Annotated in this window: 16 protein-coding genes; 5 read left to right on the top strand and 11 right to left on the bottom strand. The window is 69.4% G+C overall.

Annotation, left to right across the window (positions count from 1 at the left end):
- Position 1: 1 nt before the first annotated feature.
- The 9 genes from MNQ95_RS09965 to xerD all read right to left on the bottom strand — a co-directional run bounded on the left by MNQ95_RS09965 (position 2) and on the right by xerD (position 15,076).
- Positions 2–754, bottom strand: a complete 753-nt coding sequence (locus tag MNQ95_RS09965; RefSeq protein WP_162408380.1) for a SapC family protein — start codon at positions 752–754, stop codon at positions 2–4.
- A gap of 200 nt (positions 755–954) precedes the next feature.
- The gene (locus MNQ95_RS09960; RefSeq protein WP_241952775.1) at positions 955–4,152 is read right to left on the bottom strand and encodes a TonB-dependent receptor; all 3,198 of its coding nucleotides are present in this window, start codon (positions 4,150–4,152) and stop codon (positions 955–957) included.
- Positions 4,153–4,779: 627 nt separating this feature from the next.
- A complete protein-coding gene (locus MNQ95_RS09955; protein ID WP_162408382.1) occupies positions 4,780–5,331 on the bottom strand; it encodes an NADPH-dependent FMN reductase in 552 nt (183 codons plus the stop codon).
- 81 nt (positions 5,332–5,412) lie between these two features.
- Entirely contained in the window at positions 5,413–6,600 is a 1,188-nt protein-coding gene (pncB, locus tag MNQ95_RS09950; protein WP_241952774.1) for a nicotinate phosphoribosyltransferase, read from the bottom strand.
- 21 nt (positions 6,601–6,621) lie between these two features.
- Entirely contained in the window at positions 6,622–7,479 is an 858-nt protein-coding gene (locus tag MNQ95_RS09945) for a glycosyltransferase family 2 protein (RefSeq protein WP_238390245.1), read from the bottom strand.
- A complete protein-coding gene (locus MNQ95_RS09940) occupies positions 7,476–8,351 on the bottom strand; it encodes a glycosyltransferase family 2 protein (protein WP_162408384.1) in 876 nt (291 codons plus the stop codon). The genes MNQ95_RS09945 and MNQ95_RS09940 overlap by 4 nt, the downstream gene beginning before the upstream one ends.
- Before the next feature lie 121 nt (positions 8,352–8,472).
- Positions 8,473–12,378, bottom strand: a complete 3,906-nt coding sequence (gene purL / locus MNQ95_RS09935) for a phosphoribosylformylglycinamidine synthase (RefSeq protein ID WP_162408385.1) — start codon at positions 12,376–12,378, stop codon at positions 8,473–8,475.
- A gap of 425 nt (positions 12,379–12,803) precedes the next feature.
- The gene (locus MNQ95_RS09930) at positions 12,804–13,616 is read right to left on the bottom strand and encodes a thioredoxin fold domain-containing protein (RefSeq protein WP_241952773.1); all 813 of its coding nucleotides are present in this window, start codon (positions 13,614–13,616) and stop codon (positions 12,804–12,806) included.
- Positions 13,617–14,092: 476 nt separating this feature from the next.
- Positions 14,093–15,076 (bottom strand): site-specific tyrosine recombinase XerD, encoded by a 984-nt coding sequence (xerD, locus tag MNQ95_RS09925; RefSeq protein ID WP_241952772.1) that lies wholly within the window; start codon positions 15,074–15,076, stop codon positions 14,093–14,095.
- A gap of 41 nt (positions 15,077–15,117) precedes the next feature.
- Here xerD and MNQ95_RS09920 point away from each other — a divergent pair, with 41 nt between their 5' ends.
- Positions 15,118–15,615, top strand: coding sequence for an RDD family protein (locus MNQ95_RS09920; RefSeq protein WP_162408388.1), 498 nt, complete (start codon positions 15,118–15,120; stop codon positions 15,613–15,615).
- Positions 15,616–15,774: 159 nt separating this feature from the next.
- Here the strand turns inward: MNQ95_RS09920 and lptG are convergent, their stop codons facing one another.
- Both lptG and lptF read right to left on the bottom strand, forming a co-directional pair.
- Positions 15,775–16,881, bottom strand: a complete 1,107-nt coding sequence (gene lptG, locus MNQ95_RS09915) for an LPS export ABC transporter permease LptG (protein WP_241952771.1) — start codon at positions 16,879–16,881, stop codon at positions 15,775–15,777.
- Positions 16,878–17,963 (bottom strand): LPS export ABC transporter permease LptF, encoded by a 1,086-nt coding sequence (gene lptF / locus MNQ95_RS09910; protein WP_162408390.1) that lies wholly within the window; start codon positions 17,961–17,963, stop codon positions 16,878–16,880. Before lptF ends, lptG begins: the two co-directional genes overlap by 4 nt.
- A 129-nt stretch (positions 17,964–18,092) precedes the next feature.
- On the opposite strand from lptF, the gene MNQ95_RS09905 reads away from it, so the two are divergent.
- From MNQ95_RS09905 to MNQ95_RS09890, 4 genes are read left to right on the top strand one after another with little or no spacing between them, the layout of a single operon-like run.
- Complete coding sequence (locus MNQ95_RS09905) at positions 18,093–19,583, top strand: leucyl aminopeptidase (RefSeq protein WP_241952770.1); 1,491 nt, start codon at positions 18,093–18,095, stop codon at positions 19,581–19,583.
- Between the two features lie 10 nt (positions 19,584–19,593).
- Positions 19,594–20,016, top strand: a complete 423-nt coding sequence (locus tag MNQ95_RS09900) for a DNA polymerase III subunit chi (protein ID WP_162408392.1) — start codon at positions 19,594–19,596, stop codon at positions 20,014–20,016.
- Positions 20,017–20,061: 45 nt separating this feature from the next.
- Positions 20,062–22,890 carry a valine--tRNA ligase gene (locus MNQ95_RS09895; protein ID WP_241952769.1) on the top strand — a complete coding sequence of 943 codons (2,829 nt, stop codon included), beginning with the start codon at positions 20,062–20,064 and terminating at the stop codon, positions 22,888–22,890.
- Between the two features lie 56 nt (positions 22,891–22,946).
- Positions 22,947–24,536 carry an amidohydrolase gene (locus MNQ95_RS09890; RefSeq protein WP_241952768.1) on the top strand — a complete coding sequence of 530 codons (1,590 nt, stop codon included), beginning with the start codon at positions 22,947–22,949 and terminating at the stop codon, positions 24,534–24,536.
- The last annotated feature ends 41 nt before the right edge of the window (positions 24,537–24,577 follow it).

Below are 24,577 nucleotides of genomic sequence, written 5' to 3'. Positions count from 1 at the left end.
GTCAGGCGACCTGCGCCCGGCTGCCCTCCTGCTCGCGCAGGAGGCGTTGCTTCTCGGCAATGAGCCGGCGCATGTTGTGGATGGATGCCAGCAACAGATACACGCCCTCGAGCCACCCGGCGCGGTGCAGGCCGTGTAGCTCTTCGGCATCCAGCGCAGCCAGCCGGTCACGATCGATGCCGTACAGGCCCGTCAGGTTGACGCCGTGGTTATCGTCGAAGCGGACGTCCAGTGCGAGCGGCTGGATGAGTCCGAGCGCGTCGAGTGCGGCGAACATTCCCTTGCTCGCTTCCACGCCATCGTTGATGCCATTGAGCACGCCGACGATGTGCTGCAGGTAGGGGCTGTGTCCGCCCTGGGCAAGGAACACCGGCTCGCCCTGCCCGGTGACGACCCGCGGATGATCCAGGTCCACATGGATGACCGGCATGTTGCGCAACTCGCCGTCGACCTGCTGCTCCTGGAAGCCGATCAGGAACGGGCCGCGGGAGATGGCGCCAGGCAGGTAGCTGGCATTCCAGCCGCTGCCCTGCAGGAACAGGTTCTCGCGATGGTCGAATCCCAGCAGCGCCACCGACTGGAAACTGCCATCGGCCTCCTTGCGGAAGAAAATCGGGTACTCGCGCTGCAGCTCCGCGTACTCGGTCGGGAATGCCGGGACCATGCCGACGTTGTCGCCGAACTCCGGGCCAAAACGGGTGGAAATGCGCAGGTCCTTGTGCGCGATGTTGTTCAGCAGCTCGTATCGGGCCATTTCGGCTCCAGTTGGTTCTTCGATTCGGGCGCCGGCGCAGGCTTGCATGGCGCTCCGGTGTAGCCACGAAGGAGACCATATCCACAATGCCGCCTCGCCCGCAAGACGCGACGCGGGATGCCCGGCGACCTCAGAAAAAGGGGCCGTCGCCGAAGCGACGGCCCCATCCTGCGCAACAGACTTCGATCCTGGAAAACGGATCAGAAGCTGTAGCGCACCCCCATCATGTAACGCGGCGCCTGCTCCACGAGGCGGACCATCTGGTTGTGCGACCTCGCACTCCAGCGCACGTCCTCGCCGGTGAGGTTGATCGCCTCCAGCGACACCGAGAGGTGGTCGCTGAAGCTGTACGCCACGGCCAGGTCGAACTGCTTGTACTCCTCCACGAAGTACGGGTTGCGGTTGTTGCCGTTCTGGTTCGCCGCCAGCAGGTACTCGTCGCGCCAGTTCCAGGCAAGGCGAGCCGACCAGCCGTAGTTCTCGTACATCAGCACGGCATTGGCGGTATCGCTCAGGCCGCTCAACGCGAACACGTCCGTGCCCGGGTCGGCCGCACGATCGATGCCCACGTCGCCATCGACGATGGTGTAGTTGGCCAGGATGCCGAAGCCACTGTCACCGAAGAAGTACTGGCCACCGATTTCCCAGCCGTCGAGCGTGGCCGAGCGCTGGTTGATCGGGCGGTTGACGTCGAACATGTACAGCGGATCGTCCGCCTCGCCGAAGATGTCGAACTGGCTCTCCATCGAGATCTGCTGGACATTGGTGCCGTTGTACGCAGGCAGGCCACCGGTGGCGCCTGCGTTGCGCAGCATCGCCAGCGCGGTGAACAGCGTGGTGTAGTTGCCTGCGCAACCCTCACCCGGATCGACGCCCGCCGCGGTCACCTGGGCTGCGCAGGCACCGCTGTTGAGGAACGCCAGCGCCGCCTGCGCGTCCGGCCCGGAGGTCGGGTCGGTGATGCCGTACAGGTTCTCGCGGACCACCGTGTTGCCGATGAAGTTGTCGACCTTCTTGCGCCAGTAGGTCACGCCGATGAAGCTGGCGGGAGCGAAGTACCACTCGGCGCCAATGTCGAAGTTCTGCGACTCCAGCGGCAGCAGCGACGGGTTCTGTGCATCACCGGTGGCGCGGTACTGCTCGCCGAACAGGATCGAACCGCTGGGGCCGCCCACGTTCGGGCCCGCGTACAGGTTGCCATATGGCGGACGGGCAATGGTCTTGCTCGCCGAGATGCGACCCTTGACATCGTCGGCCAGGTCGATGCTGAAGTCGAGGTTCGGCAACAGGTAGTTGTAGCTGTTGCTTTCGGAGAACGGCTGCAGCTCATCCGACCGGACGATGCCGAAGTCGTTGTTGGACATCCAGCGGATCGCGCTCGGCACCTGGATGACCGAGGTCGACTCCAGGTCGGTCTTCTCGTAACGCACGCCGATGACGGCCTGCGCCGGCATGCTGCCGAGCATGAAGTCCTGGTCCCACTGGACGTACACCGAATTGGTCTTCTCCTCGACCAGGTTGTCGTTGTCATAGGTCGTGCGCACGCGGGAGCTGATGCTGTCGCAGTCCGGCCACGCCGCCGGCGCCGTACCGCTGGCGCACGCCTGCTCCGCCCACTGGGCCAGCTGGCTGGCATCGCCCCGCCATGCCTGCCTCGGAGAGCCATTGGCGTTGAAGTCGGTGAACAGGCCGCCGATGTTGATCGTGTTCAGCAGGTCGACCATGCCGCCCGCCTGGCCGACGTCGTCCACGCCCCAGTTGCCCAGCGTCATCAGGTGGCCGTGGCCGTCCACGTTCAGGCGCCGCATCGACACGTCGGAAGAATCGATGCCGAACGTGAAGCGCCCACTGTCGAACATCAGCTCGCCGTCGATCCGGCCCTGCTTGACTTCAGTGTCCTGGCGCGTCGACCAGATACGCAGGATCTGCGTGCCCAGCTGCTCCGGGGCGAAATCAGGATTGACCACGCCATTGGTGTTGGCCACCGCATCGGCGGTGCTCGGGAACAGCGTGCGCGTCATGATCGGCAGGCCGCCGTTGAACCAGTACTCCTGCGTCCAGTTGTTGGTCGCGCGGTTCGGTGCGAGCCCGGCGAGGCTGAACGCGGTGGAGCTGCCTCCGGTGATCGGATCGTTCGGACGGCTGTCGACCTTGGTGTTGTGCGCGTCGAAGGTCAGGTTGAACCGGTCGTTGACGTCCCACCGCGCGTTGAGGCCCAGCGAACCGAGGCTGTACTTCTGCTCGTCGCGCTGCTGCTCGAAGCCGAAGTCCTTGGCGCTGCCGGCGATGTCGCGGATGTAGATCGGGGTGGCGACCTCGGGATTCCCATCGAAGGTGACATGGCTGAGGCTGTTCTGCAGCCACATCGTCTGCTCGCCACGCAGCTGCGAGATCTCGTTGGTCGAGTAGGTGTAGTCCAGGGTGAAGGTAAACGCGTCGGACGGGGCGAACTGCAGCACCGCCTGGCCGTTGACGCGCTCGCGCTCGAAATCCTGGAACGCGTAACGCAGGTCGTTGGGCATGCTGTAGAGCTGGCCGATGTCCGGCGCGTTCTGCACGACGGCGCCCGGGCGCAACTTGCCGTCGGTGCCGGTCCAGCGCGACACGTTCCAGCCGTTCTCGCTGGCCTGCACCGAACCGCCATGGCGCTTTTCAAGGCTGGCGTTGAGGCCGATACCCCAGGTCTTGTCGGCATTGGCGTAGCTGAAGATGCCCGACAGTTCGGGCGTGGCGTCGCTGCCCAGGACCTGCGACTGGTCGGTCACCACCTTGGCTCCGGCGATGGCCACGACTTCGCCGCCGGCGTGGTTGAACGGACGATCGGTCAGGATGTCGATGGTGGCGCCGATGCCGCCGCTGGGCACGTTCGCGCGACCGGTCTTGTAGACGGTGACTCCGCTGATCGCATCGGAGGACAACTGCGCGAAGTTGAAGCCGCGGGTGCCCGAACCGACGCCGCCGATCTCCAGGCCGCCGCTGCTGAAGCCATCGGCACCGGGGATCTGGCGGCCGTTGAGCGTGACCATGTTGTAGCCGGGACCGAAGCCGCGCGCGGTGACCTGCGCACCTTCGCCGTCGCGGCGCTCGATCGAGATGCCGGTGATGCGCTGCAGCGACTCGGCCAGGTTGGTGTCGGGGAACTTGCCGATGTCCTCGGCACTGATCGCGTCGACTACGCCGTGCGAGTCGCGCTTGATGTTCATCGCCTGGTCAAGGCTGCTGCGCATGCCAGTGACGGTGACGGTGTCCAGGGTGGTGGGATCGACCTGCGCGCTGGCCTGCGCACTGGTGGCCTGCGGCTGCGCCGGATCCTGCGCGAACGCGGGATTGATGATGATGACGCCGCCGACGATGGTGAACATCGCCGTCGACTTGAAGCGCTTCAGCTTGGAATTCATTGGACTGCCCTCGGCTGTGCATTGGATTGGACGACCGCTGCCTCGACGGCGTTGGACACATCACCCCGGGCCCCGTACGCGGCATGCGCCGTGGCTCCTGACAGCGCGGGACACTGCAACCTGCAAATGCTCATCTCCCTACCCTCCCCTCTTGCTTCGATTTGTGGATGTATTGCCCTCGCTGGGGCATTTCAGGCCGCGGTCGACGACCCGTACAACCGGACTTGGAAGTCCGTCCCTGCGTGCCGGCAAATAGACGCCGGCAAATCGAATACCAAAGCTTGTCGTAACGACGCACGATGCGTCCCGCGCGTCGCGGCGGGTGTCATCCGGGCAGCCCGCCCTTGATTGATAGCGCTAACATTCTCGAGTGGCGCAAGAGATAGCACGCACTGATCTGGCCTGTCACAGTGCAGCGCAGCACAAATCCCGTTGCCTGGGTAACGACCCACGTTTAACGGAATCTGAAGGCGCTTAGACATACGAAAATGGAATGCCAAACGCTGCCATTGGGCGCATTGATGCGGATAACGGCGGTCCAGCGCCTGGATTCTGCGTTGCGGCGCTTACAAGCCGGCCTTTGGCCAGCGCTGTCCTTTTTTAGGCGACCGGGAAAATGACCACCGGTTACCTATCAATCGAGTCACGGTAGGCAGCAAGGAATTGCGCCAGCTGCTGGCGCGTCCGATCGTCGGACAGCCGGCCCTCTGCATCGAAGGCCTGGCCGGCCCGCGAAACCATCAGCCGGCCACCGGACCAGAAGCGCGCACCCAGGGTCCGCAATACCGGCAGCCAGGCATCCTGCGCCAGGATCGTGCCGAAGCCACCGGGCGACGCGCCCACCACGGCAACGGGGCGCCCGCCGAATATCGACGGGATGTCCGCTGCCGGTCGCGACAGCCAGTCGATCGCGTTCTTGAAAACGCCCGGTATGCCGTTGTTGTACTCGGGCGTGGCCAGCAGCAGGCCCTCGCACTCGAGGACCCTGGCCTTCAACGCGACCACTGCTTCGGGCAATCCTGCGCGCTGCTCCAGGTCACCATCGTAGAGCGGGATGCCATGCAGGGTCGCCAGTTCAAGCTCCACGCCCGGCACGGCGAGCTCGCGGGCCGCGCGCAACAGTGCGGTGTTGAACGACCCCGCTCGCAAGCTGCCGGAAATACCGAGTATCCGTGCCATCGCGTTCTCCTGTTTCTTCCGTGGAACCCCGGCTTGCGCCGGGTTGCGGCCACAGCATAGCCGGCGCGAGTGCGCGCCTTCCTAGGGTTCCGCGGCGGGAACGGCGAATACCTGGCGCAGGTAGGCCAGGTAGCCCGGGTCGTCGCACATCGTCTTGCCTGGCGTGTCGCTGAGCTTGGCCACGGGCTGTCCATTGCAGCGCACCATCTTCAGCACGATCTGCAGCGCTTTCGGGCCGAGGTCGTTGGTCAGGTGGGTGCCCACTCCGAAAGACATCCGGCAGCGGCCGCGGAAATGTGCGTACAGCGCCATGACCCGTTCCATGTCCAGGCCGTCGCTGAACACCAGCGTCCGGGTCATCGGGTCGATCCGGTGCGCGTGCAGGTGGGCGATGATCCGCTCGCCCCACTCGAACGGGTCGCCCGAATCGTGGCGCATGCCGTCGAAGAGCTTGCAGAAGTACAGGTCGAAGTCGCGCAGGAACGCCTCCAGCCCGATCACGTCGGTCAGGGCGATGCCGAGGTCGCCGCGGTACTCGCGCGCCCAGCTGTCGAACGCCGCCACCTGCGAGTCGCGCAAGCGTGGACCCAGCGCCTGGAACGCCTGCAGCCATTCGTGGGCCATCGTGCCCTGGGGCACCAGCCCGTGTTTCATGGCGAAGTGCACGTTCGAGGTCCCCGCGAAGCGCGTGCCGAGCGTCTCCCGCAACTGCACCACCACGTCGTCGTGCCAGGCATGCGACCAGCGCCGGCGGGTCCCGAAGTCGGTGAGCGTGCAGTCCTCGAACCCGACCGCATCGCGCAGGCGCACGGCCTTGGCGTGCAGGCGGCGCAGGCCTTCGTCGCGATCCGCCGGGCCGTGTTCGGCCCGCATGTAGACCTCGCTGACGATCGCCAGCAGCGGGACCTCGAACAGGATCGTGTGCAGCCACGGGCCACGCAGACGCAGTTCGATGCCCCCGGGTTCGGTGTCCGAGCGGCGCAACTGCACGTACTTGCGGTCGAACTGGAAAAGGCCGAGGAAGTCGACGAAATCGGGCTTGATGAAGCGCAGCCCGCGCAGGTAGCCCAGCTCGTCGGGGCGCATGCGCAACGCGCACAACGCGTCGATCTGCGCCGAGATCGCGTCCAGGTGCGGCGCCAGGTCCACGCCGGGACTGCGGCAGCGGAACAGGTACTCCACCTGCGCGCCCGGATGCTGGTGCAGCACCGCCTGCATCATCGTGAACTTGTACAGGTCGGTGTCGAGCAATGACGGAATGATCGGCATGGACACCTCGGGGAAAAAGGGTCAGCGCGGAACCAGCGCGCGAGGCAGGCGTGCGAGGAAATGCATCCAGATCGCCGCGAACACACCCAGCCGCGTGGCCAGGCCTCGGCGTGGGGCCTCGAACTTTCCGAAGTACCGCCACAGGCCGCGATGCTTGTGCCATTCCACGAAAACCGGCCGCGAGCGGCTGGACACGCCACGCACGTGCAGCACCGGGACGTCGTTGGCGACCGCCACCGCCGCACCGGCCTCGCGCGCGCGCCGGCACAGGTCCAGGTCCTCGGCGTGCAGCCGGTATCCTTCGTCGAAGCCGCCGATTCGCTCGAACAGCGTGCGCTGCATGAGCATCAGCGCGCCCGATACCGACTCCACCGACTGCAGTGCGCAGGCCGGATCGACGGGCACGTCGAGCCGGGCCGCGGCTGCCGGCGTGCGCAGCATCGCGGCGAAATCGGGATCGTGCCGTCGTGCCGCTCCATCGCGCTCGCCGTCCTCGCCATGCAGGTCGGCGCCGAGCAGGGCCGCATCGCCCAGTGCAAGCGCATGCGCGCGCAGGCGCGCCAGCGAGTCGGGGCGGACCTGCAGGTCGGGATTGACGAAGGCCAGCCAGGGCGCGTCGCTGTCGGCTGCCCCCTGGTTGCAGGCGACGGCAAAGCCGGGGTTATCGGGGTTGGCGATGAAATGCAGGCGGGAATCGGCCAGGGCATGCCGCTGCAGGATCTCCAGCGTGCCGTCGTCCGAGCCATTGTCGACTACCCGGATCTGGACCACGCCGTTGGCCGAACGCAGGCGCAGCAGGCAGCCGTCCAGGGTCGAGGCGCTGCGGTAGCTGACCACCACCGCGGCAATGCCGTCGCCGTCGACCGGCGCGCCGCTCACGGCGCGTCCCCTGCGACCGACGCGGCAGCAAAGAGATCGTGCTGCGGGGTGTCGCGCAGCTGCGCGTGCAGGGCCTGCAACCGCTCCCGCTGCTCGCGCAGCGGGTCGTGCATCAGGAAGCCGGCCAGCCGCGAATGCCAGGCCGGCCAGCGCGCCGCCAGCGCATCCAGGTCTCCGTCGGCCGGCCCGCCTTCGCCGCCGCGTGCCACGAATGCGGTTTCGCACAGCACGTTGCGCCAGCCCAGGCCGGACAGGCGCAGCGAGAGATCGGTAAGCGCGGCATACCAGGAGGCAAAGCTGGCGGTGTCCAGGCCACCGGCACGCTGCCGGGCACTGCCGCGCAGCGCGACGGCGTGCCCGACCGCGGCCGGCAGCTCCGGATGCCGCGGGGCCATCGCCGCGCAGGCCTGCACGGTCAGCGCCTGATCGACGGGTGGCGGTGAAATCTCGCCGAGGCGCGGCCAGCCGGCGGTCTCGCCGGCATTGCACCACGGCGTGGCCGTGGCGATCGCCGCATCACGGGCCAGGCATGCCGCCAGTTGCGCCAGCCAGCCCGGCAGCGGTTGCGCGTCGGAGGCCAGCACGACCACGTCGGCATCGCCGCAGGCCTGCAGCATTTCCTGCAGGTGCGCCGACTCCCCGATCGGGCTCGCGCGGCGCGTGTACTCGGCCTGCAGGCGCGTGCGCAGCAGCCAGCGTTCGACGATTTCGATCCCGCGCGGGCCGGCCTGCGCGTCGTCGGCAAGCCAGATCGAAGTGCCCGCCGGTGTCGCCGCCTCCAGCGCCGCCAGGCATGCATCCAGTGCATCCTCGTCGGCAGCGAGCGGCAACAGCACGATAGGCAGGTGGCTCACGGGTGGACGTGGACTCATCGGGCGACCGCACCGACTTTAGCAGGGCGCCGTCGGGCCCTGCCGCAGGACGCCGGGCAGCTGCAGCCAAGGAAGCGGCGCCCCGAGGGCGCCGCCGGTTCATCGAGTCCTGGACCGGCCTTCAGCCGACCCAGACCCGCGCGTTGCGGAACATGCGCATCCACGGCGACATGTCATCCCAGCCGTCCGGGTGCCAGCTCAGGTTGACGCTGCGCGCCACGCGCTCCGGATGCGGCATCAGGATCGTCGCGCGGCCGTCTTCACTGGACAGGCCGGTGATGCCGTCGGGCGAGCCGTTGGGATTGAGCGGGTACTGCATGGCCGCCTGGCCGTGTCCGTCCACGAAACGCAATGCGACCCTGGCCGCGGCCTGGTCGACCGCGCTGTCGAACTCGGCCCGGCCCTCGCCGTGCGCCACCGCCACCGGAATGCGCGAGCCGGCCATCCCGCGCAGCAGGATCGATGGCGACTCGACCACCTCCAGCAGGCTGGTCCGCGCCTCGAACTGCTCGCTGCGGTTGCGCAGGAACTTCGGCCAGTGCTGCGCGCCGGGAATGATGTCCTTGAGTTGGCTCATCATCTGGCAGCCGTTGCACACGCCCAGCGAGAAGGTGTCGGGACGGGCGAAGAACGCGGCGAACGCATCGCGCATCGCTTCGCGCTCCAGCACCGAGGTGGCCCAGCCGCGACCGGCACCGAGCACGTCGCCGTAGCTGAAGCCGCCACACGCCGCCAGCCCGGCGAAACCCTCCAGGCCGATGCGCCCTGCGACCAGATCGCTCATGTGCACGTCGACGGGCACGAATCCGGCGCGGTCGAACGCGCGCGCCATCTCGATGTGGCTGTTGACGCCTTGTTCGCGCAGGATGGCCACGCGCGGGCGCGCCCCGGTCGCGATGAACGGCGCCGCCACGTCCTCGGCCGGATCGAAGGTCAGCTTCGGCTTCAGTCCCGGCGCCGTGAAATCGCGCGCGACGGCACGCTCGGCATCGGCGCTTTCCGGGTTGTCGCGCAACTTCTGCATCGCGTGGGTGACCGACCACCAGGCGTCGAACAGTTCCTCCCAGCGCCACTCGGCCAACAGCTCGCCGTCGCGGCGCACGCGTACGCGCGGCACCGCGCTCGGGCGCGCGATGCGCTGCGTGCATTCGGTCAGCGCATGGCGCTCGACCAGGTCGGCGAATGCGGCACGATCCTCGTCGGCCACCTGCACAACCGCGCCGAGCTCCTCGTTGAACAGGGTCCGGAACGGATCGTCACCCCAGGCATCCAGGGTGATGTCCAGGCCGCGACGCGACGCGAACGCCATTTCGCACAACGCGGCGAAGGCGCCACCGTCGCTGCGGTCGTGGTAGGCCAGCAGCAGGCCGGCTTCGCGTGCCGCGCGGATCAGTTCGAAGAACGCGCGCAGGCGTTCGGGCTCGTCCAGGTCCGGCCCTTCGCCGCCGAAAGCCGGCAACGCGGCGCCGTCGGCATGCACCTGGGCCAGCACCGAACCGCCCAGGCGCTGCTTGCCGCCGCCCAGGCCGATCAGCCACAGCTCGCTGTCGTCGCCGTCGGCCAGCAGCGGCGTGAGCTGGCCGCGCACATCGACCACCGGCGCGAACGCGGTGATGATCAGCGAGACCGGCGACACCGACTTGTGCGCCTGGCCATCGGCCTGCCACTGGGCCTGCATCGACAGCGAGTCCTTGCCTACCGGGATGGAGATATCCAGGTCCGGGCACAGTTCCATGCCGACCGCGCGGACGGCGTCGTACAGCAAGGCGTCCTCGCCCGGGTGCCCGCACGCGGCCATCCAGTTGGCCGACAGCTTGACCGTATCCAGCGCTTCCACCGGCGCGGCGCAGAGATTGGTGACCGCCTCGCCGACCGCCATGCGCGCGGCAGCGGCCGAGTCGAGCAGCGCCAGCGGGGTGCGCTCGCCGAGGGACATCGCCTCGCCGGCGACGCCGTCGTAGTCGGCCAGGGTGATCGCGCAGTCGGCCAGCGGCAGCTGCCAGGGGCCGATCATCTGTTCGCGCGCGGTCAGGCCACCGACGCTGCGGTCGCCGATCGTGACCAGGAAGCTCTTGGAAGCCACGGTCGGATGGGCGAGGACGCGCAGGCCGGCCTGGTGCAGGTCGAGCCCCGCGGTGGCCAACACCGGCCAGCGTGGCGCCGGCGGTTGCGCGCTGTCGCGATGCATCTTCGGCGGCTTGCCGAACAGCACGTCCATCGGCAGGTCGATCGGCGCGTCGGCCGGGGTGTGCCCCGGGGCGGCGCCGTAGGCGACGACAAGATGTTCTTCGGCGGTGGCCACGCCCACGGCGGCGAACGGGCAGCGCTCGCGCGCGCAGATCGCGGCGAACTCCTCCAGCCGGTCGGCCGGCACGCCGAGCACGTAGCGCTCCTGCGATTCGTTGCACCACAGTTCCAGCGGCGACAGCGACGGATCGTCGGTCGGCACCTTGCCCAGGTCGATCACCCCGCCCACGCCCGAATCGTGCAGCAGCTCGGGAATCGCGTTGGACAGGCCACCCGCGCCCACGTCGTGGAAGAAGTGGATCGGGTTGTCCGCGCCCAGCGCCACGCAGCGGTCGATGACCTCCTGGCAGCGGCGCTCCATCTCCGGGTTGTCGCGCTGCACGCTGGCGAAATCCAGGTCCTCGGCGCTCTCGCCCGAGGCCACGGAACTGGCCGCGCCACCGCCCAGCCCGATCAGCATCGCCGGGCCACCCAGCACGATCACCGCGTCGCCCGGCTGCAGGCGGATCTTGTCGACCTGGATCCGGTCGATCGCACCCAGGCCGCCGGCCAGCATGATCGGTTTGTCGTACGCGCGGGTCAGCGGGCTTCCGTCGGACGCACCGCCTTCCGGCAGCTCGAAACTGCGGAAATAGCCGAGCAGGTTGGGCCGGCCGAACTCGTTATTGAAGGCGGCGCCGCCCAGCGGGCCGTCGAGCATGATCTCCAGCGCGGGCGCCATGCGCGGGTTGAGCGCGCGCTGGCCTTCCCACGGCTGCGGCAGCGCCGGGATGCGCAGGTGCGACACCGAGAAGCCGGTCAGGCCGGCCTTGGGCTTGCCACCGCGACCGGTCGCGCCTTCGTCGCGGATCTCGCCGCCTGCGCCGGTGGCGGCGCCGGGGAAGGGCGAGATCGCGGTCGGATGGTTGTGGGTCTCGACCTTGATCTGGAACGCGGACGGCACCGCAGCTTCGGTGCGGTACTCGCCGGTCTTCGGGTCCGGGCGGTAGCGCGCCGCGACATGGCCCTCGATCACCGCGGCGTTGTCGCTGTAGGCGCTCAACGTGTGCTGCGGGGTCTTCTGGTGGGTGTTCTTGATCATCCGGAACAGGGAGCGCTCCTGCTCCTGCCCGTCGATGGTCCAGCTCGCGTTGAAGATCTTGTGCCGGCAGTGCTCGGAGTTCGCCTGGGCGAACATCATCAGCTCCACATCCGACGGATCGCGGCCCAGTTCGCCGAAGCGCGCGCGCAGGTAATCGACTTCGTCTTCGGCCAGGGCCAGGCCCAGGCGCCGGTTGGCGGCCTCGAGATCGTCCAGGGCGATCCGCTCGAGCCTGCCGCGCGGCGCCGAGGCGAACAGCGCCTGCGCGGCGTCGCGCGTATCCAGCAGCGACTGGGTCATCGGATCGTGCAGCAGCCGGGCCAGCGCCAGCTGCACGGCCCCATCGGCCGGCCAGCCGGCCAGGTCCAGGCGCAGGCCGCGTTCGACCCGCGCGACGGGCAGGCCGGCGCCCTGCAACAGCTCGGTGGCCTTGCTCGACCATGGCGAGCGCGTGCCCAGTCGCGGCACCACGTAGCGCGACAGCGCGCCGTCGGCACGCGGCGCTTCGGCATCGCCGGCCTGGAGGATGCGGTGGAGGGCGGCAGGGTCGACCGGCGCGGACGCGGTGCCGGCCGGCTGGACGAAATACACGTGCCAGGCGCCTTCGATGCGAAGGCCGGGAACCAGGGACTGCAGGCGGGATTGGAGCCGCTGCCTGCGGAACGGCGAAAGGGCGGTCGCGCCCTCGAGGACGATCATGTCCGGGGAAGTCGCACGGGGGAAAGGCCGTCCATTGTACCGGAGGGCGCCAGCCTGGGCCGCAGCCGCTGCACCGTGCGGGTCGAGCCGGCCATGGGCAGGCCATCCGCTGGCGCGGCAGCCTTGCCGGCCCGGCAGGAACGATCGCGCCATTGCGGTAACGGTCGCAATGGCGGCCCCGTTATCAGGGCGGGCAACGGCCTCGCGTTGCGGCAGCCGAGGTGTCGTGGTCATGCCCGCTGCTGCACCGGCAGCAGCGCGGCCCGGCGGGTGTAGGAGCGGACTTCAGGCCGCGAAACCGACGCCACCGGCACAGGTAGCGCCCCCCGCTGCTCTGGAGGTCCTGTCAGGAGCGGACGGCGACTCCCCGCTCCAGTGGTCCTGGTGTCGCGCTCATGTCCGCACCTTTCGGAATGCGGGCCTGCTCAGCGCGACCCGCCGGCCTCCGCGGCATCGCCGCGGCCTTCCAGCGAGTCGAGCATCTGCTGCGGCGACACGTAGCCGCCGAGCTGGGTGCCGTCGGCCGCGAACACCGCGGGCGTGCCGTTCACGCCGACCCGCTGGCCGACGTCGAACTGCATCGCCACCGGGCTGGTGCACTGCTTCTTCTGCACCGGCTGGCCGGCCTTGGCGTCGGACAGCGCGCGCTTGCGGTCGCTGGCGCACCAGACCGACTCCATGTCGCGGAAGTCCTTGCTGGCCGGACCCATGCGCGGGAACGCCACGTACTCCACCGCGATCCCGAGCCGGTTGTAGTCGGCGATCTGCTGGTGCATGCGCCGGCAGTAGCCGCACTCGATGTCGGTGAACACGGTGACGGTGTGCTTGGTGTTCGGCGGCGCGAACACGATCCGGTCCTGTTCGGGAATGCTGGCGATCAGCTTGCTGCGATACGCCATCAGGCCGGGGCTGGCCGCCGGCTTGCGTTCCTTCAGGTCGAAGGGCTGCGACTGCATCAGGTAGCGGCCGTCATCGGACACGTACAGCACCTGGCCGCCGAGCAGCACTTCGCGGAAACCGGGGAACGGTGCGGCACCGATGTACTCCGGGGCCAGGTCGGGCGCGATCCCACCCAGGGCCTGGCGCACAGTCGCGTCGGGCGTGCCCTGCGCGGCGCCGGCGGCCGGCTTGGCGGCAGGCTTCGTGGCGGGGGCCTGGTTTGCGGCGGGTGCCGCCGGCTGGGCGCATGCGCCGAGGCTGATGGCGCACAGCAGCGCGGTGGCGAGGATTCGGGACATGGGTCGGAGGGTCCGGGGGAATATGCCTGGGATTCTGGCATATGCCGGTTGAATGACCCTGTGCCGCAAGACACGGCGCCGCGCGGGCGTTCATGGAACCGGACACGTGGCGAGTCTGCGCGATCGACCGGATCGACGGTGCCCGCCTCCCATCCATGGTGTTTTACGGCGTCGGTCGCGGATCCGCTTTGCGCCAGCGTCTATGCCAGGAATTGGGCAGGTCGCGTGGCAGTGGCGTGGCGGGCCGCGTTCGAAGGCGCGCGCCGGCCATGGCGCCGCGGCGCCAGCTCCGGATAGCCCGGCCCGGCCATCCAGGGCCGGGCGTTCGGCATCGCGCGTCATGCCGCGGGCATCGCGTTCGACGCCGCGCGCCGGCCGTCCATGGCGTCACGGCGTGGGCTGCGGATAGTCCGGCCCGGCCATCCATGGCCGGGCGTTCGGCAAGCCGCGCGGCAGTGCCGCGCAAGCGGCTTGCCTCACCCCCTCGGGTGGTGGCGCGCGTGCAGGCGCTGCAAGTGTTCGCGCGCGACCAGTGTGTAGATCTGGGTCGTGGACAGGCTCGCGTGTCCGAGCAGCAGTTGCAGCGCGCGCAGATCGGCGCCGTGGTTGAGCAGATGGGTGGCGAAACTGTGCCGCACCCCGTGCGGAGTGACCGTGCGCGGGTCGATCCCGGCCACGGCCGCATGGCGCTTGAGCGCCTGCCAGTACGCCTGGCGCGTCGGCGCGTGGCGCTGCGGGGTGAGGAACAGCGGCACGTTGCCCTGCGCGTCGACCGGCACCGGCTTGCCCGCGGCCAGTTGCGGGCGCGCCTGCGCCAGGTAGCGCTCCAGCCAGTGCTGCGACTCCTCGCCCAGTGGCACCAGGCGTTCCTTGCCGCCCTTGCCCAGCACCCGGACCACGCCCTGGCGCAGGTTGACCGCGTTGGCCGGCAGGTTGACCAGTTCGCTGACCCGCAGTCCCGCCGCGTACATCAGCTCCAGCATCGCCCGGTCGCGCAGGCCCTCGGCAACCTCGACATCAGGTGCGGCCAGCAAGGCGTCGACCTGCGATTCGGTCAGCGCCTTGGGCAGCGGGCGCGGCAGGCGCGGCGGGTCGATCAGTGCGGCCGGGTCGTCGCTGCGCACGCCGGCACGCACCAGGTACGCGTAGAACGCACGCAGGCTGGCCCGCAGGCGGGCATTGCTGCGCGGCTGGTAGCCGTGCCCGGCCCGCCAACGCATGTATTCGAAGAGGGCCTGCCGGTCCGCGCCCTCCAGCCCACCGCCCGCGCCATCGCGCCACCGTGCCAGCTGTTCCAGGTCGCGCCGGTAGGCGTCCTGGGTCAGCCGTGCCAGGCCATGCTCGGCCCAGGCCGCATCGATGAAGCGCCCGATCGCACGCGCGTCGGCCTCGCGCAGCGCCGGCAGGCCGCGCGCGAGGCGGCGGCGGTCGGCGGTGCTAAGGCGGCTCGCGGAATCCATGCGGCACAGGATAGCCGCCCGCTCCCGCTATCCTGTGCGCGATGAACGTCACCCCCGCGCGCAACACGCATCCGTCCACGTCTCCCGTCCCGGCACGCCCCCGCGCGCTGGTCGGCTGGCGCCTGCTGTCGCTGTTCTACGACCTGTGGCCGGTCGCGGCGCTGTGGATGCTGATCGCCGTGCCGTTCACGCTCGGCTACACCTATCTGGGCCACCACGCGGCGCGCGAGAACATCGCACCATTCAGTGCGTTGCAGTGGCTGCTCTGGCTGGCCTGTTTCATGGCCACCGGCGCGTACGCGACCCTGAGCTGGCGGCGCGGCGGGCAGACACTGGGCATGCGGCCCTGGCGACTGCGACTGGTCGCCGTCGACGGCGGCGTGCCTGCCTGGAAGGCGCTGTGGCTGCGCTATGCCGTCGGAACGCTGTCGCTGCTGGCCGGGGGCCTGGGCTTCTGGTGGGCATGGTTCGACCGCGACCGGCTCACGTGGCACGACCGCGCCAGCGGCACGCGCCTGCTGCGGATGCCCAAGCGCTGATCGCCCACCGGGATCAGTCGCGCCATACCGCGACAGGTCTTGCAGGAGCGGGCGTGACCGCGATACCGAGGCCATCGGCGTCCCAACGGCCACCCGTGCCGACGGCGTCGACTTCGCGGCCTGGAATCCGCTCCTCGAAGAACCGCGCGGCGAACTGCCCTAGCCCGACTTGCGCCGGAACAGCCACCACGAGATGCCCAGCATCAGCATCGGCGGCAACGCGTAGGCGATCCGGTAGTCGAAGCGGAACGCACCGGCCAGGCGCACGAACTGCATCTGCAGCAGCATGAAGCCCAGCGAGAACACGATGCCCAGGAACAGGCGCTTGCCCATGCCGCCGCTGCGCAGGCTGCCGAACGCGAACGGAACGGCCGCCAGGCACAGCGCCAGCACGTTCAGCGCGTAGAACCAGCGGCTCCAGTAGATGTCCTCGTACTCGCGCGCATCCAGGTTGTTGCGCGCGCGATAGTCGATGCTGGCGCGCAGTTCCGAGGCCGACAGGTTGCGCGCGCGGGTCACCCCGGCCGCCAGCGCACCCGGATCGAGCTCGGAGTCCCAGCGTTCCTCGGCCAGGCGTTGCTCGGTCGCCGCGCCGGGGTCGAAGCCGAAACTGATCCGGCGCACGTCGCGCAGCTTCCAGCCGTCGCCATCGTGCTCGGCCACCGCCGCGCGGGTCAGCGACTGCAGGCCACCATCGGCGGCCAGCGTGTACAGGCGCACGTCGCGCAGCTCCAGCGTGCGCTGGCCATCGACCACCCGTTCCTGGCCATCGATCGCGTTGAGGAAGGTGTCGCCTTCGCGCGCCCACAGCCCCGAATAGCGTGCGATCGCCACGTTGTTGGTCTTGGCGGCAAGCTTGAGCTGGTCGGCCTGGCGCTGGCCCCAGGGGGCCAGGGTCTCGCCGTTGACCACCATCAGCGCGGTCAGCAGGACCAGTGCGGCCGCCACCGAGGCACTCAGACGACGACGCGACAGGCCCAGCGCGCGCAGCGCGGTCAGCTCGGAGGTCGCCGCCAGCTGGCCCAGGCCCATCAGCGAGCCGATCACCGCCGCGTAGGGAAAGATCGTGTAGGCGCGTCGCGGCACCGTATAGGCGACGAACGCCAGCGCGGTCGGGAAGTCGTAGCTGCCCTTGCCCAGGTCGCCGAGCTGGCCGGACAACGCCATGACCGCATCGAAGCCGAGCAGCACCGTCCAGGTCAGCAACACCGTGGCCAGGACCATCCGGCCGACGTAGAGGTCGTGCAGGCGCGGGCGCAGGATCATGCCGCCGCTCCCTTGGGCCGCGGCATCCGGCCGTCGCGCGCATACAGCCAGACCGCCAGCGCCAGCAAAGGCAGGGTCAGCCACCACAGGCCCAGCAGGCCGGGAAGTTCGCCATCGGCGAGCATCCGGCTGCCGATGAAGACCAGGTTCACGCTCACCAGGTAGGCGAGGAAGCCCAGCATCAGCCGTCCGTAACGCTGCTGCCGTGGCGAGCTGCGCGCCAGCGGCAGGGTCAGCAGGGCGAAAGCCAGGGCCAGCATCGGTGGCGCCAGGCGTGCGTGGAACTCGGCGGTGGCGGCCGGGCGCGGATCCCTGAGCAGCTTCGGGGTCGGCAGCAGCGCCGGATCGTCGCTGTCGCGGACCTGGGCCCGATCGGGCAATGCGACGTCATTGAAGGCGTAGCGCATCAGGCGGAAGTCCAGGGTGCCGTCGAGCGGGCCCTCGATGCGGTGGCCGTCGCGCAGCTGCAGGTAGCGGTTGCGCTCGCCCTCCAGCTGCAACGCGCCCTCGCGCGCGGTCAGCACGTCGATCCGGCCCTCGCGCTCGCGCTGCAGGAAAACGCCCTTCAGCCCGGCCCCGTCCTCGCTCATGCCGTCGATGTAGACGATCCCGCCGCCATTGGGCAGCGAGGTGAAGCGCCCCGCCTCCAGCCCGGCCACGATCAGGCTGCGGTTGGCTTCCTCGATCAGGCGCGCCCCGGTGCGCTGGGCCCAGGGACCGAGCCACAGCGAGCACAGGCTGACCACCACCACCACCGGCACCGCCACCAGCAGCAAGGGCCGCAGCAGGCGGCGCGGACCCACGCCCACGGCGTTGATCACCGCCATCTCCGAATCCCGGTACAGCCGCACCACCGACAGCATCAGTCCCAGCATCAGCGCCAGCGGCAGGACCAGCGGCAGGTAGACCAGCAGTTGCAGGCCCAGCTGGGACAGCAGCAGCTTGGCCGGCAGGCCGCCGTCGGCGATCTCGCCCAGCACGTCGACCAGCACGCCGCCCAGGCTCACGGTCAGCAGCACGATGAGCGTGGCCAGGAAACTCTGGACGAAATCGCCCAGCAGGTATCGGTCGAGCTTCGGCATCAGGCGGAGCAGTCCTATAAAATCCCGGATTCGCTCGCGGAAGCCGCCGGCCGGTCCTGGGACCCGGGTTCGACGGGACATCCGCGATTTCGATCCGCATTGTAGTTACCTGCCTCTGGAATCTGCTCAATGGCCTTGCAATTCACCCTGAACCGCGACGCCGCCCCCGCGGCCGCCCTTGATTGCGTCGTGGTCGGCGCCTTTGCCGACAAGACCCTCACCCCCGCGGGACAGGCGATCGACGAAGCCAGCGGCGGCCGCCTGCGCGCCCTGCTGGAGCGCGGCGACCTCAGCGGCCGCACCGGCCGCAGCCTGGTCCTGCACGAGCTGCCGGGCGTGGCCGCACCGCGCGTCCTGGTGGTCGGACTGGGCGATACCGCCAAGTTCGGGGTGCCGCAGTACCTCAAGGCGGTGGCCGACGCGGTCCGCGCGCTGAAGACCGGTCCGGTCGGCAAGGCGCTGTTCACGCTCAGCGAAGTGGCGGTGGCCGGTCGCGATGCCGCGTGGAACGTCCGCCAGGCCGCCATTGCCGCCGACCATGCCGCCTACCGCTATACCGCCACCCTGGGCAAGAAGAAGGACGAGGCGGGCCTGCGCGAGCTGGCCATCACCGGCACCGACGCCACCGCACTGGTCCAGGGCGAGGCCATCGCCGCCGGCGTGGCCTTCACCCGCGAGCTGGGCAACCTGCCGCCCAACATCTGCACCCCGGCCTACCTGGCCGGGCAGGCGCAGCAGTTCGCCGACGCGCACGAAGGCGCCGAGGCCGCCACCCTGGACGAGGCGCAGATGGAAGCGCTGGGCATGGGTTCGCTGCTCGCGGTGGCCCGCGGCTCGGTCAACCGGCCGCACCTGGTGGTGCTGAAGTGGTCAGGCGGCGGCGACGCCAAGCCCTACGTGCTGGTCGGCAAGGGCATCACCTTCGACACCGGCGGCGTCAACCTCAAGACCCAGGGCGGCATCGAGGAAATGAAGTACGACATGCTCGGCGCTGGCAGCGTGCTGGGCACCTTCGTCGCCGCGGTGAAGATGAAGCTGCCGCTCAACCTGGTGGTCATCGCTCCTGCGGTGGAGAACGCGATCGACGGCAACAGCTACCGTCCCTCGGACGTGATCACCTCCATGTCCGGCAAGACCATCGAAGTCGGCAACACCGACGCCGAGGGCCGCCTGATCCTGTGCGACGCGCTGACCTACGCGCAGCGCTTCGAGCCGCAGGCCCTGGTCGACGTGGCCACCCTGACCGGCGCGTGCATGGTCGCCCTGGGCAAGTTCGCCTCGGGCCTGATGAGCAAGCACGACGACCTGGCGGGCGAGCTGCTGGCCGCCGGCGAGAACGTGTTCGACCGCGCCTGGCGCCTGCCCTTGTGGGACGAATACCAGACCCTTCTGGAATCGACCTTCGCCGACGTCTACAACATCGGCGGCCGCTGGGGCGGCGCGATCACCGCCGGCTGCTTCCTGGCGCGCTTCGCCGAAGGCCAGCGCTGGGCGCATCTGGACATCGCCGGCTCGGCCAGCGACGAGGGCAAGCGCGGCATGGCCACCGGCCGTCCGGTCGGCCTGCTGAGCCAGTGGCTGCTGGACCGGGTCGGGCAGGCGGAGGGACGCGCCGCGTAAGCGGCGAGCCATGCCCCGCGCCGACTTCTACCTCATCGCCAAGCCGCGCTTCGCCGAACAGCCTTTGCTGCTGGTCTGCGAACTGGCCCGCCGCGCCTGCGACAGCAACCAGTTCACCCTGGTGCTGGCGCGCGACGCGGCGCAGGCCGAGGAGCTGGACGACCTGCTCTGGTCGTTCGATCCCGACGCCTACCTGCCGCACCAGATCGCCGGCGACGAAGAGGACGAGCTGACCCCGGTGCTGATCGTGCCGCCCGGCACCGAGGCGCCGCCGCGGCCGCTGGTGATCAACCTGCGCGACGACGCGTGGGTGGCGGCCTGCGAGCGCGTGCTCGAGGTGGTGCCCGCCGATCCGGCGGCGCGCGGCCCCCTGCGCGAACGCTGGAAGCAGTACCAGGCCCTGGGTTACGACCTCAACAAGCACGACATGTAGGCGACGGCCGGCACCGCCGGCCTGCCGATTCCACATCGAGATCCCATGACCACCCTGCCCTCCGGCTACGAACCCAAGTCCTTCGAATCGCGCCTGTACGCCGAATGGGAGGCCAGCGGCTGCTTCCAGCCCAGCGGCCAGGGCGAGCCGTACTCGATCCTGCTGCCGCCGCCCAATGTCACCGGCACGCTGCACATGGGCCATGCCTTCCAGCACACGTTGATGGACGCACTGGTCCGCTATCACCGCATGCGCGGCTTCGATGTCCTGTGGCAGGTGGGTACCGACCACGCCGGCATCGCCACCGAGATGGTGGTCAGCCGCAACCTGGCGCTGGAAGGCAAGGGCGAGACCCGCGACTCGCTCGGCCGCGAAGGCTTCGTCGGCAGGGTCTGGGACTGGAAAGCGCAGTCGGGCGACATCATCGAACGGCAGATGCGCCGGCTGGGCGCCTCGGGCGACTGGTCGCGCAGCACCTTCACCATGGACCCGCAGCCGTCGGCGGCGGTGGTCGAAGCGTTCGTGCGCTGGCACGAACAGGGCCTGATCTACCGTGGCCAGCGCCTGGTCAACTGGGATCCGGTGCTGAAGACCGCGATCTCCGACCTGGAAGTGGAGAACGTGGAGGAAGACGGCTTCCTCTGGTCGATCCGCTATCCGCTGGCCGACGGTGTGTCCTACGAGCACGTCGAGGTCGATGCCGACGGGCAGGAAATCCTGCGCGAAACCCGCGACTGGCTGGTCGTGGCGACCACACGCCCGGAAACCATGCTCGGCGATACCGCGGCGATGGTCCATCCGGACGACGCACGCTACGCGTCACTGATCGGCAAGGAAGTCGCGCTGCCGCTGACCGGCCGCCGCATCCCGGTGATCGGCGACGACTACGTCGACCGCGCGTTCGGCACCGGCGTGGTCAAGGTGACCCCGGCGCACGACTTCAACGACTACCAGGTCGGCGTGCGCCACGACCTGCCGCTGATCAACCTGTTCACCCCGGTCGCCGCGCTCAACGACAACGCGCCGGAGAAGTACCGCGGCCTGGACCGTTACGACGCGCGCAAGGCGGTGCTGGCCGACCTTGAAGAGCTGGGCCTGCTGGTGGAAACGAAGCCGCACAAGCTGCAGGTCCCGCGCGGCGACCGCACCGGCCAGGTGATCGAGCCGTACCTGACCGACCAGTGGTTCGTAAAGATGGACGCGCTGGCCAAGCGAGGCCTCGACCTCGTGGAATCGGGCGAGGTGAAGTTCGTCCCGCCGAACTGGATCAACACCTATCGCCACTGGATGGAGAACATCCAGGACTGGTGCATTTCGCGCCAGCTGTGGTGGGGCCATCGCATTCCGGCGTGGTTCGACGCGGCAGGCAACTGCTATGTCGGCCGCAGCGAGGACGAGGCGCGGGAAAGGAATGGCCTGGGCGCCGACGTGGCGTTGACCCAGGACAGCGACGTGCTGGAAACCTGGTTCTCCTCGCAGCTGTGGCCGTTCTCGACCATGGGCTGGCCCGATGGGCAGGCGATGGCCGAGCGCGGCTTCGACCGCTACCTGCCGTCGTCGGTGCTGGTCACCGGCTTCGACATCATCTTCTTCTGGGTGGCGCGCATGATCATGGCCACCGACAGCTTCACCGGGAAGGTGCCGTTCCGCGATGTCTACATCACCGGCCTGATCCGCGACGCGCAGGGCCAGAAGATGTCCAAGTCCAAGGGTAATGTGCTGGACCCGCTGGACATCATCGACGGCATCGCGCTGGAAGACCTGGTCGCCAAGCGCACCGGCGGTCTGATGCAGCCCAAGCTGGCCGAGAAGATCGAGCGCGCCACGCGCAAGGAATTCCCGGACGGCATCATCGCCCACGGCGCCGACGCGCTGCGCTTCACCATCGCCGCGTTGGCCGGCCACGGCCGCGACATCAGGTTCGACCTCGGCCGCGCCGAGGGCTACAAGAACTTCTGCAACAAGCTGTGGAACGCCAGCCGCTTCGTCCTGATGAATACAGAGGGCGCGAGCTTCACCGGCGTACCGCAGCCGAAGACCGATGCGGAGAAGTGGATCCTCGCCCGGCTGGCGGCGGTCACCGCGCAGGCCCAGGGGCACTTCGCCGCCTACCGCTTCGACCTGCTGGCGCAGGCGCTGTACGAGTTCGCCTGGAACGAGTTCTGCGACTGGTTCGTCGAACTGGCCAAGCCGGCGCTCAACGGGGATGACGGCGAAGCGGCGGCCAGTACCCGCCACACCCTGCTGCACGTACTGGAATCGCTGCTGCGCCTGCTGCATCCGCTGGTGCCGTTCGTGACCGAGGAACTGTGGCGCCAGGTCGCGCCGCGCGTGGGCATCGACGGCAACTCGGTCTCGCTGCAGCCATACCCGGTGCCGTCCGATTTCGCCGGACAGGACTACGCGGCCGCCGAAGCGGACATCGAATGGTTCAAGTCGATGGTCTCTGCGCTGCGTCGCGTGCGCAGCGAGCTCGGCGTATCGCCAGGCAAGGCCGTGCGCCTGCTGCTGGCCGACGGGGCCGCGCAGGACCGTGCGCGTATCGGCCGCTTCGCCTCGCAGTTGCGCTTCCTGCTGCGCCTTGAGGCGATCGAGTGGCTGGACGGCGCCGACGCGCCGGCCTCGGCCACGGCGATCGTCGGCGAGTTGAAACTGCTGGTGCCGCTGGAAGGCCTGGTCGACCTGGATGCCGAACGCGCGCGCCTCGACAAGGAAATCTCGCGCGTGGCCGCCGAGAAGGACAAGAGCGAGGCCAAGCTGGCCAAGTTCACCGACAAGGTGCCCGCCGCGGTAGTCGAGCAGGAGCGCCAGCGCCTGGCCGACTGGGGCGCGCAGCTGGCCGGCCTGCAGGAGCAGCGCGCCCGGCTGGGCTGACCGGCAACCCGCGACGGTTGCGTTATAACTCCCCGGAATCACCCGGGGATCCTTCCATGCGCGCCATTGCCCTCGCCTGCCTGGCCTTCGCCGCGGCGGACGCCGCCGCGGTCGACACCATCCTGCACAACGGCAAGGTCTGGACCGGCGATCCCGGGCGGCCCGCCGCAACCGCGATCGCCATCGACGCCGGCCGCATCGTCGCGACCGGCACCGATGCGGCGATCCTGGAACTGGCGTCGAAAGACACCCAGCGCATCGACCTCAAGGGCCACCGCGTGGTGCCTGGGATCAACGATGCGCATACCCACATCACCCTGGGCCTGCCGTCGGTGGACATCGAACTGCCGCGCGACGCCGGCAGCGCCCAGGTGCGCGAAGCGATCGCGGCGCTGCCGAAAACCGGCGATGGGTGGATCACCGCCGACATCGGCATGGAGGTACTCCACGACCCGGCGATGCGGCGCGCGCAACTCGACGCGCTGCAACCGACCCGCCCGCTCCTGCTCACCGGCTGGACCGGCCACGGCATGCTGGTCAACAGCGCCGCGCAGAAGGCGCTGGGGCTGTCGCTCGAGGACGTGCCTGCCGGCGGCTGGCTGGGCCGGGATGCATCCGGCGCATTTGATGGCCGCGTGTACGAATACGCGCAATGGTCCCCGCGTGCCGGCCTGCCGGCGCGGCCCGAGCGCCTGCGCAGAGTGATCGCGCGCGACAGCGACGCCCTGCTCAGGCTCGGCGTCACCAGCGTCCAGAACATGGCCATCGGCACTCCGCTGCCGGACTTCATCGCCGCCTGGAAGGACACCGGCACGCCGCTGCGCCTGCGTGCGATCCGCACCCCGCTCGCGCGCGCGCCGGGCCAGCCACCGGATCACCTCGATCTGCCGGCGCGCGACCCGGCGCGGCCGTCGATCCTCGTCTCCGGCACCAAGTGGATCCTCGACGGCACGCCGATGGAGCGCGGCGCGGCGATGCGCGCCGCCTATCCGGACGGCGGCCACGGCCAGCTCAACTTCGACCAGGCCGGAATCGAAGCGCTGTTGCGGGAGACCTTCGCCCGCGACGACCAGCCGCTGCTGCACGTGTCGGGCGACGCGACGCTGGCCGCCGTGCTCGATGCGATGCGTGCCACCGCCCCCGCAGCTGCCTGGCGCGCGTTGCGCCCGCGCATCGAGCATGGCGAGGGGCTGGCACCGGACCTGATGGCGCGCGCCGGCGAGTTCGGCATCGTGCTGGTGCAGAACCCCTCGCACTTCATGCTCCCCCCGCCCGAAGCCGCGTACATCGATTCGCACGACCTGCAGCCGCTGGCGGACGTGCTCACGGCCGGCATCCCGTTGGCACTGGGCAGCGATGGGCCGCCGAGCCCGTGGTTGAACATGATGTTCGCCATCGCGCCGGCTTCGCGCCCGGACCAGGCGCTGACCCGCGAGCAGGCGCTGCGTGCCTACACCGCCGGCAGCGCGTTCGCCGAGTTCAGCGAGACGGAGAAGGGCAAGATCGCCCCCGGCCATCTCGCCGACCTGGCCGTGCTGTCGCAGGACGTGCTGGACGATGCGGTGCCGGCACAGGCACTGCCCGGCACGAGCAGCCTGCTGACCCTGGTCGACGGGAAAATCGCCTGGCGCGACCCGGCGTTCTGAGCGGAACGGACGACGCGTCACGTTGGCGGCCGGACGCCGGG

Source organism: Pseudoxanthomonas daejeonensis (genome assembly GCF_022637495.1).
Lineage (GTDB): Bacteria > Pseudomonadota > Gammaproteobacteria > Xanthomonadales > Xanthomonadaceae > Pseudoxanthomonas > Pseudoxanthomonas daejeonensis.
This window is presented reverse-complemented; position numbering and strand designations above follow the sequence as displayed.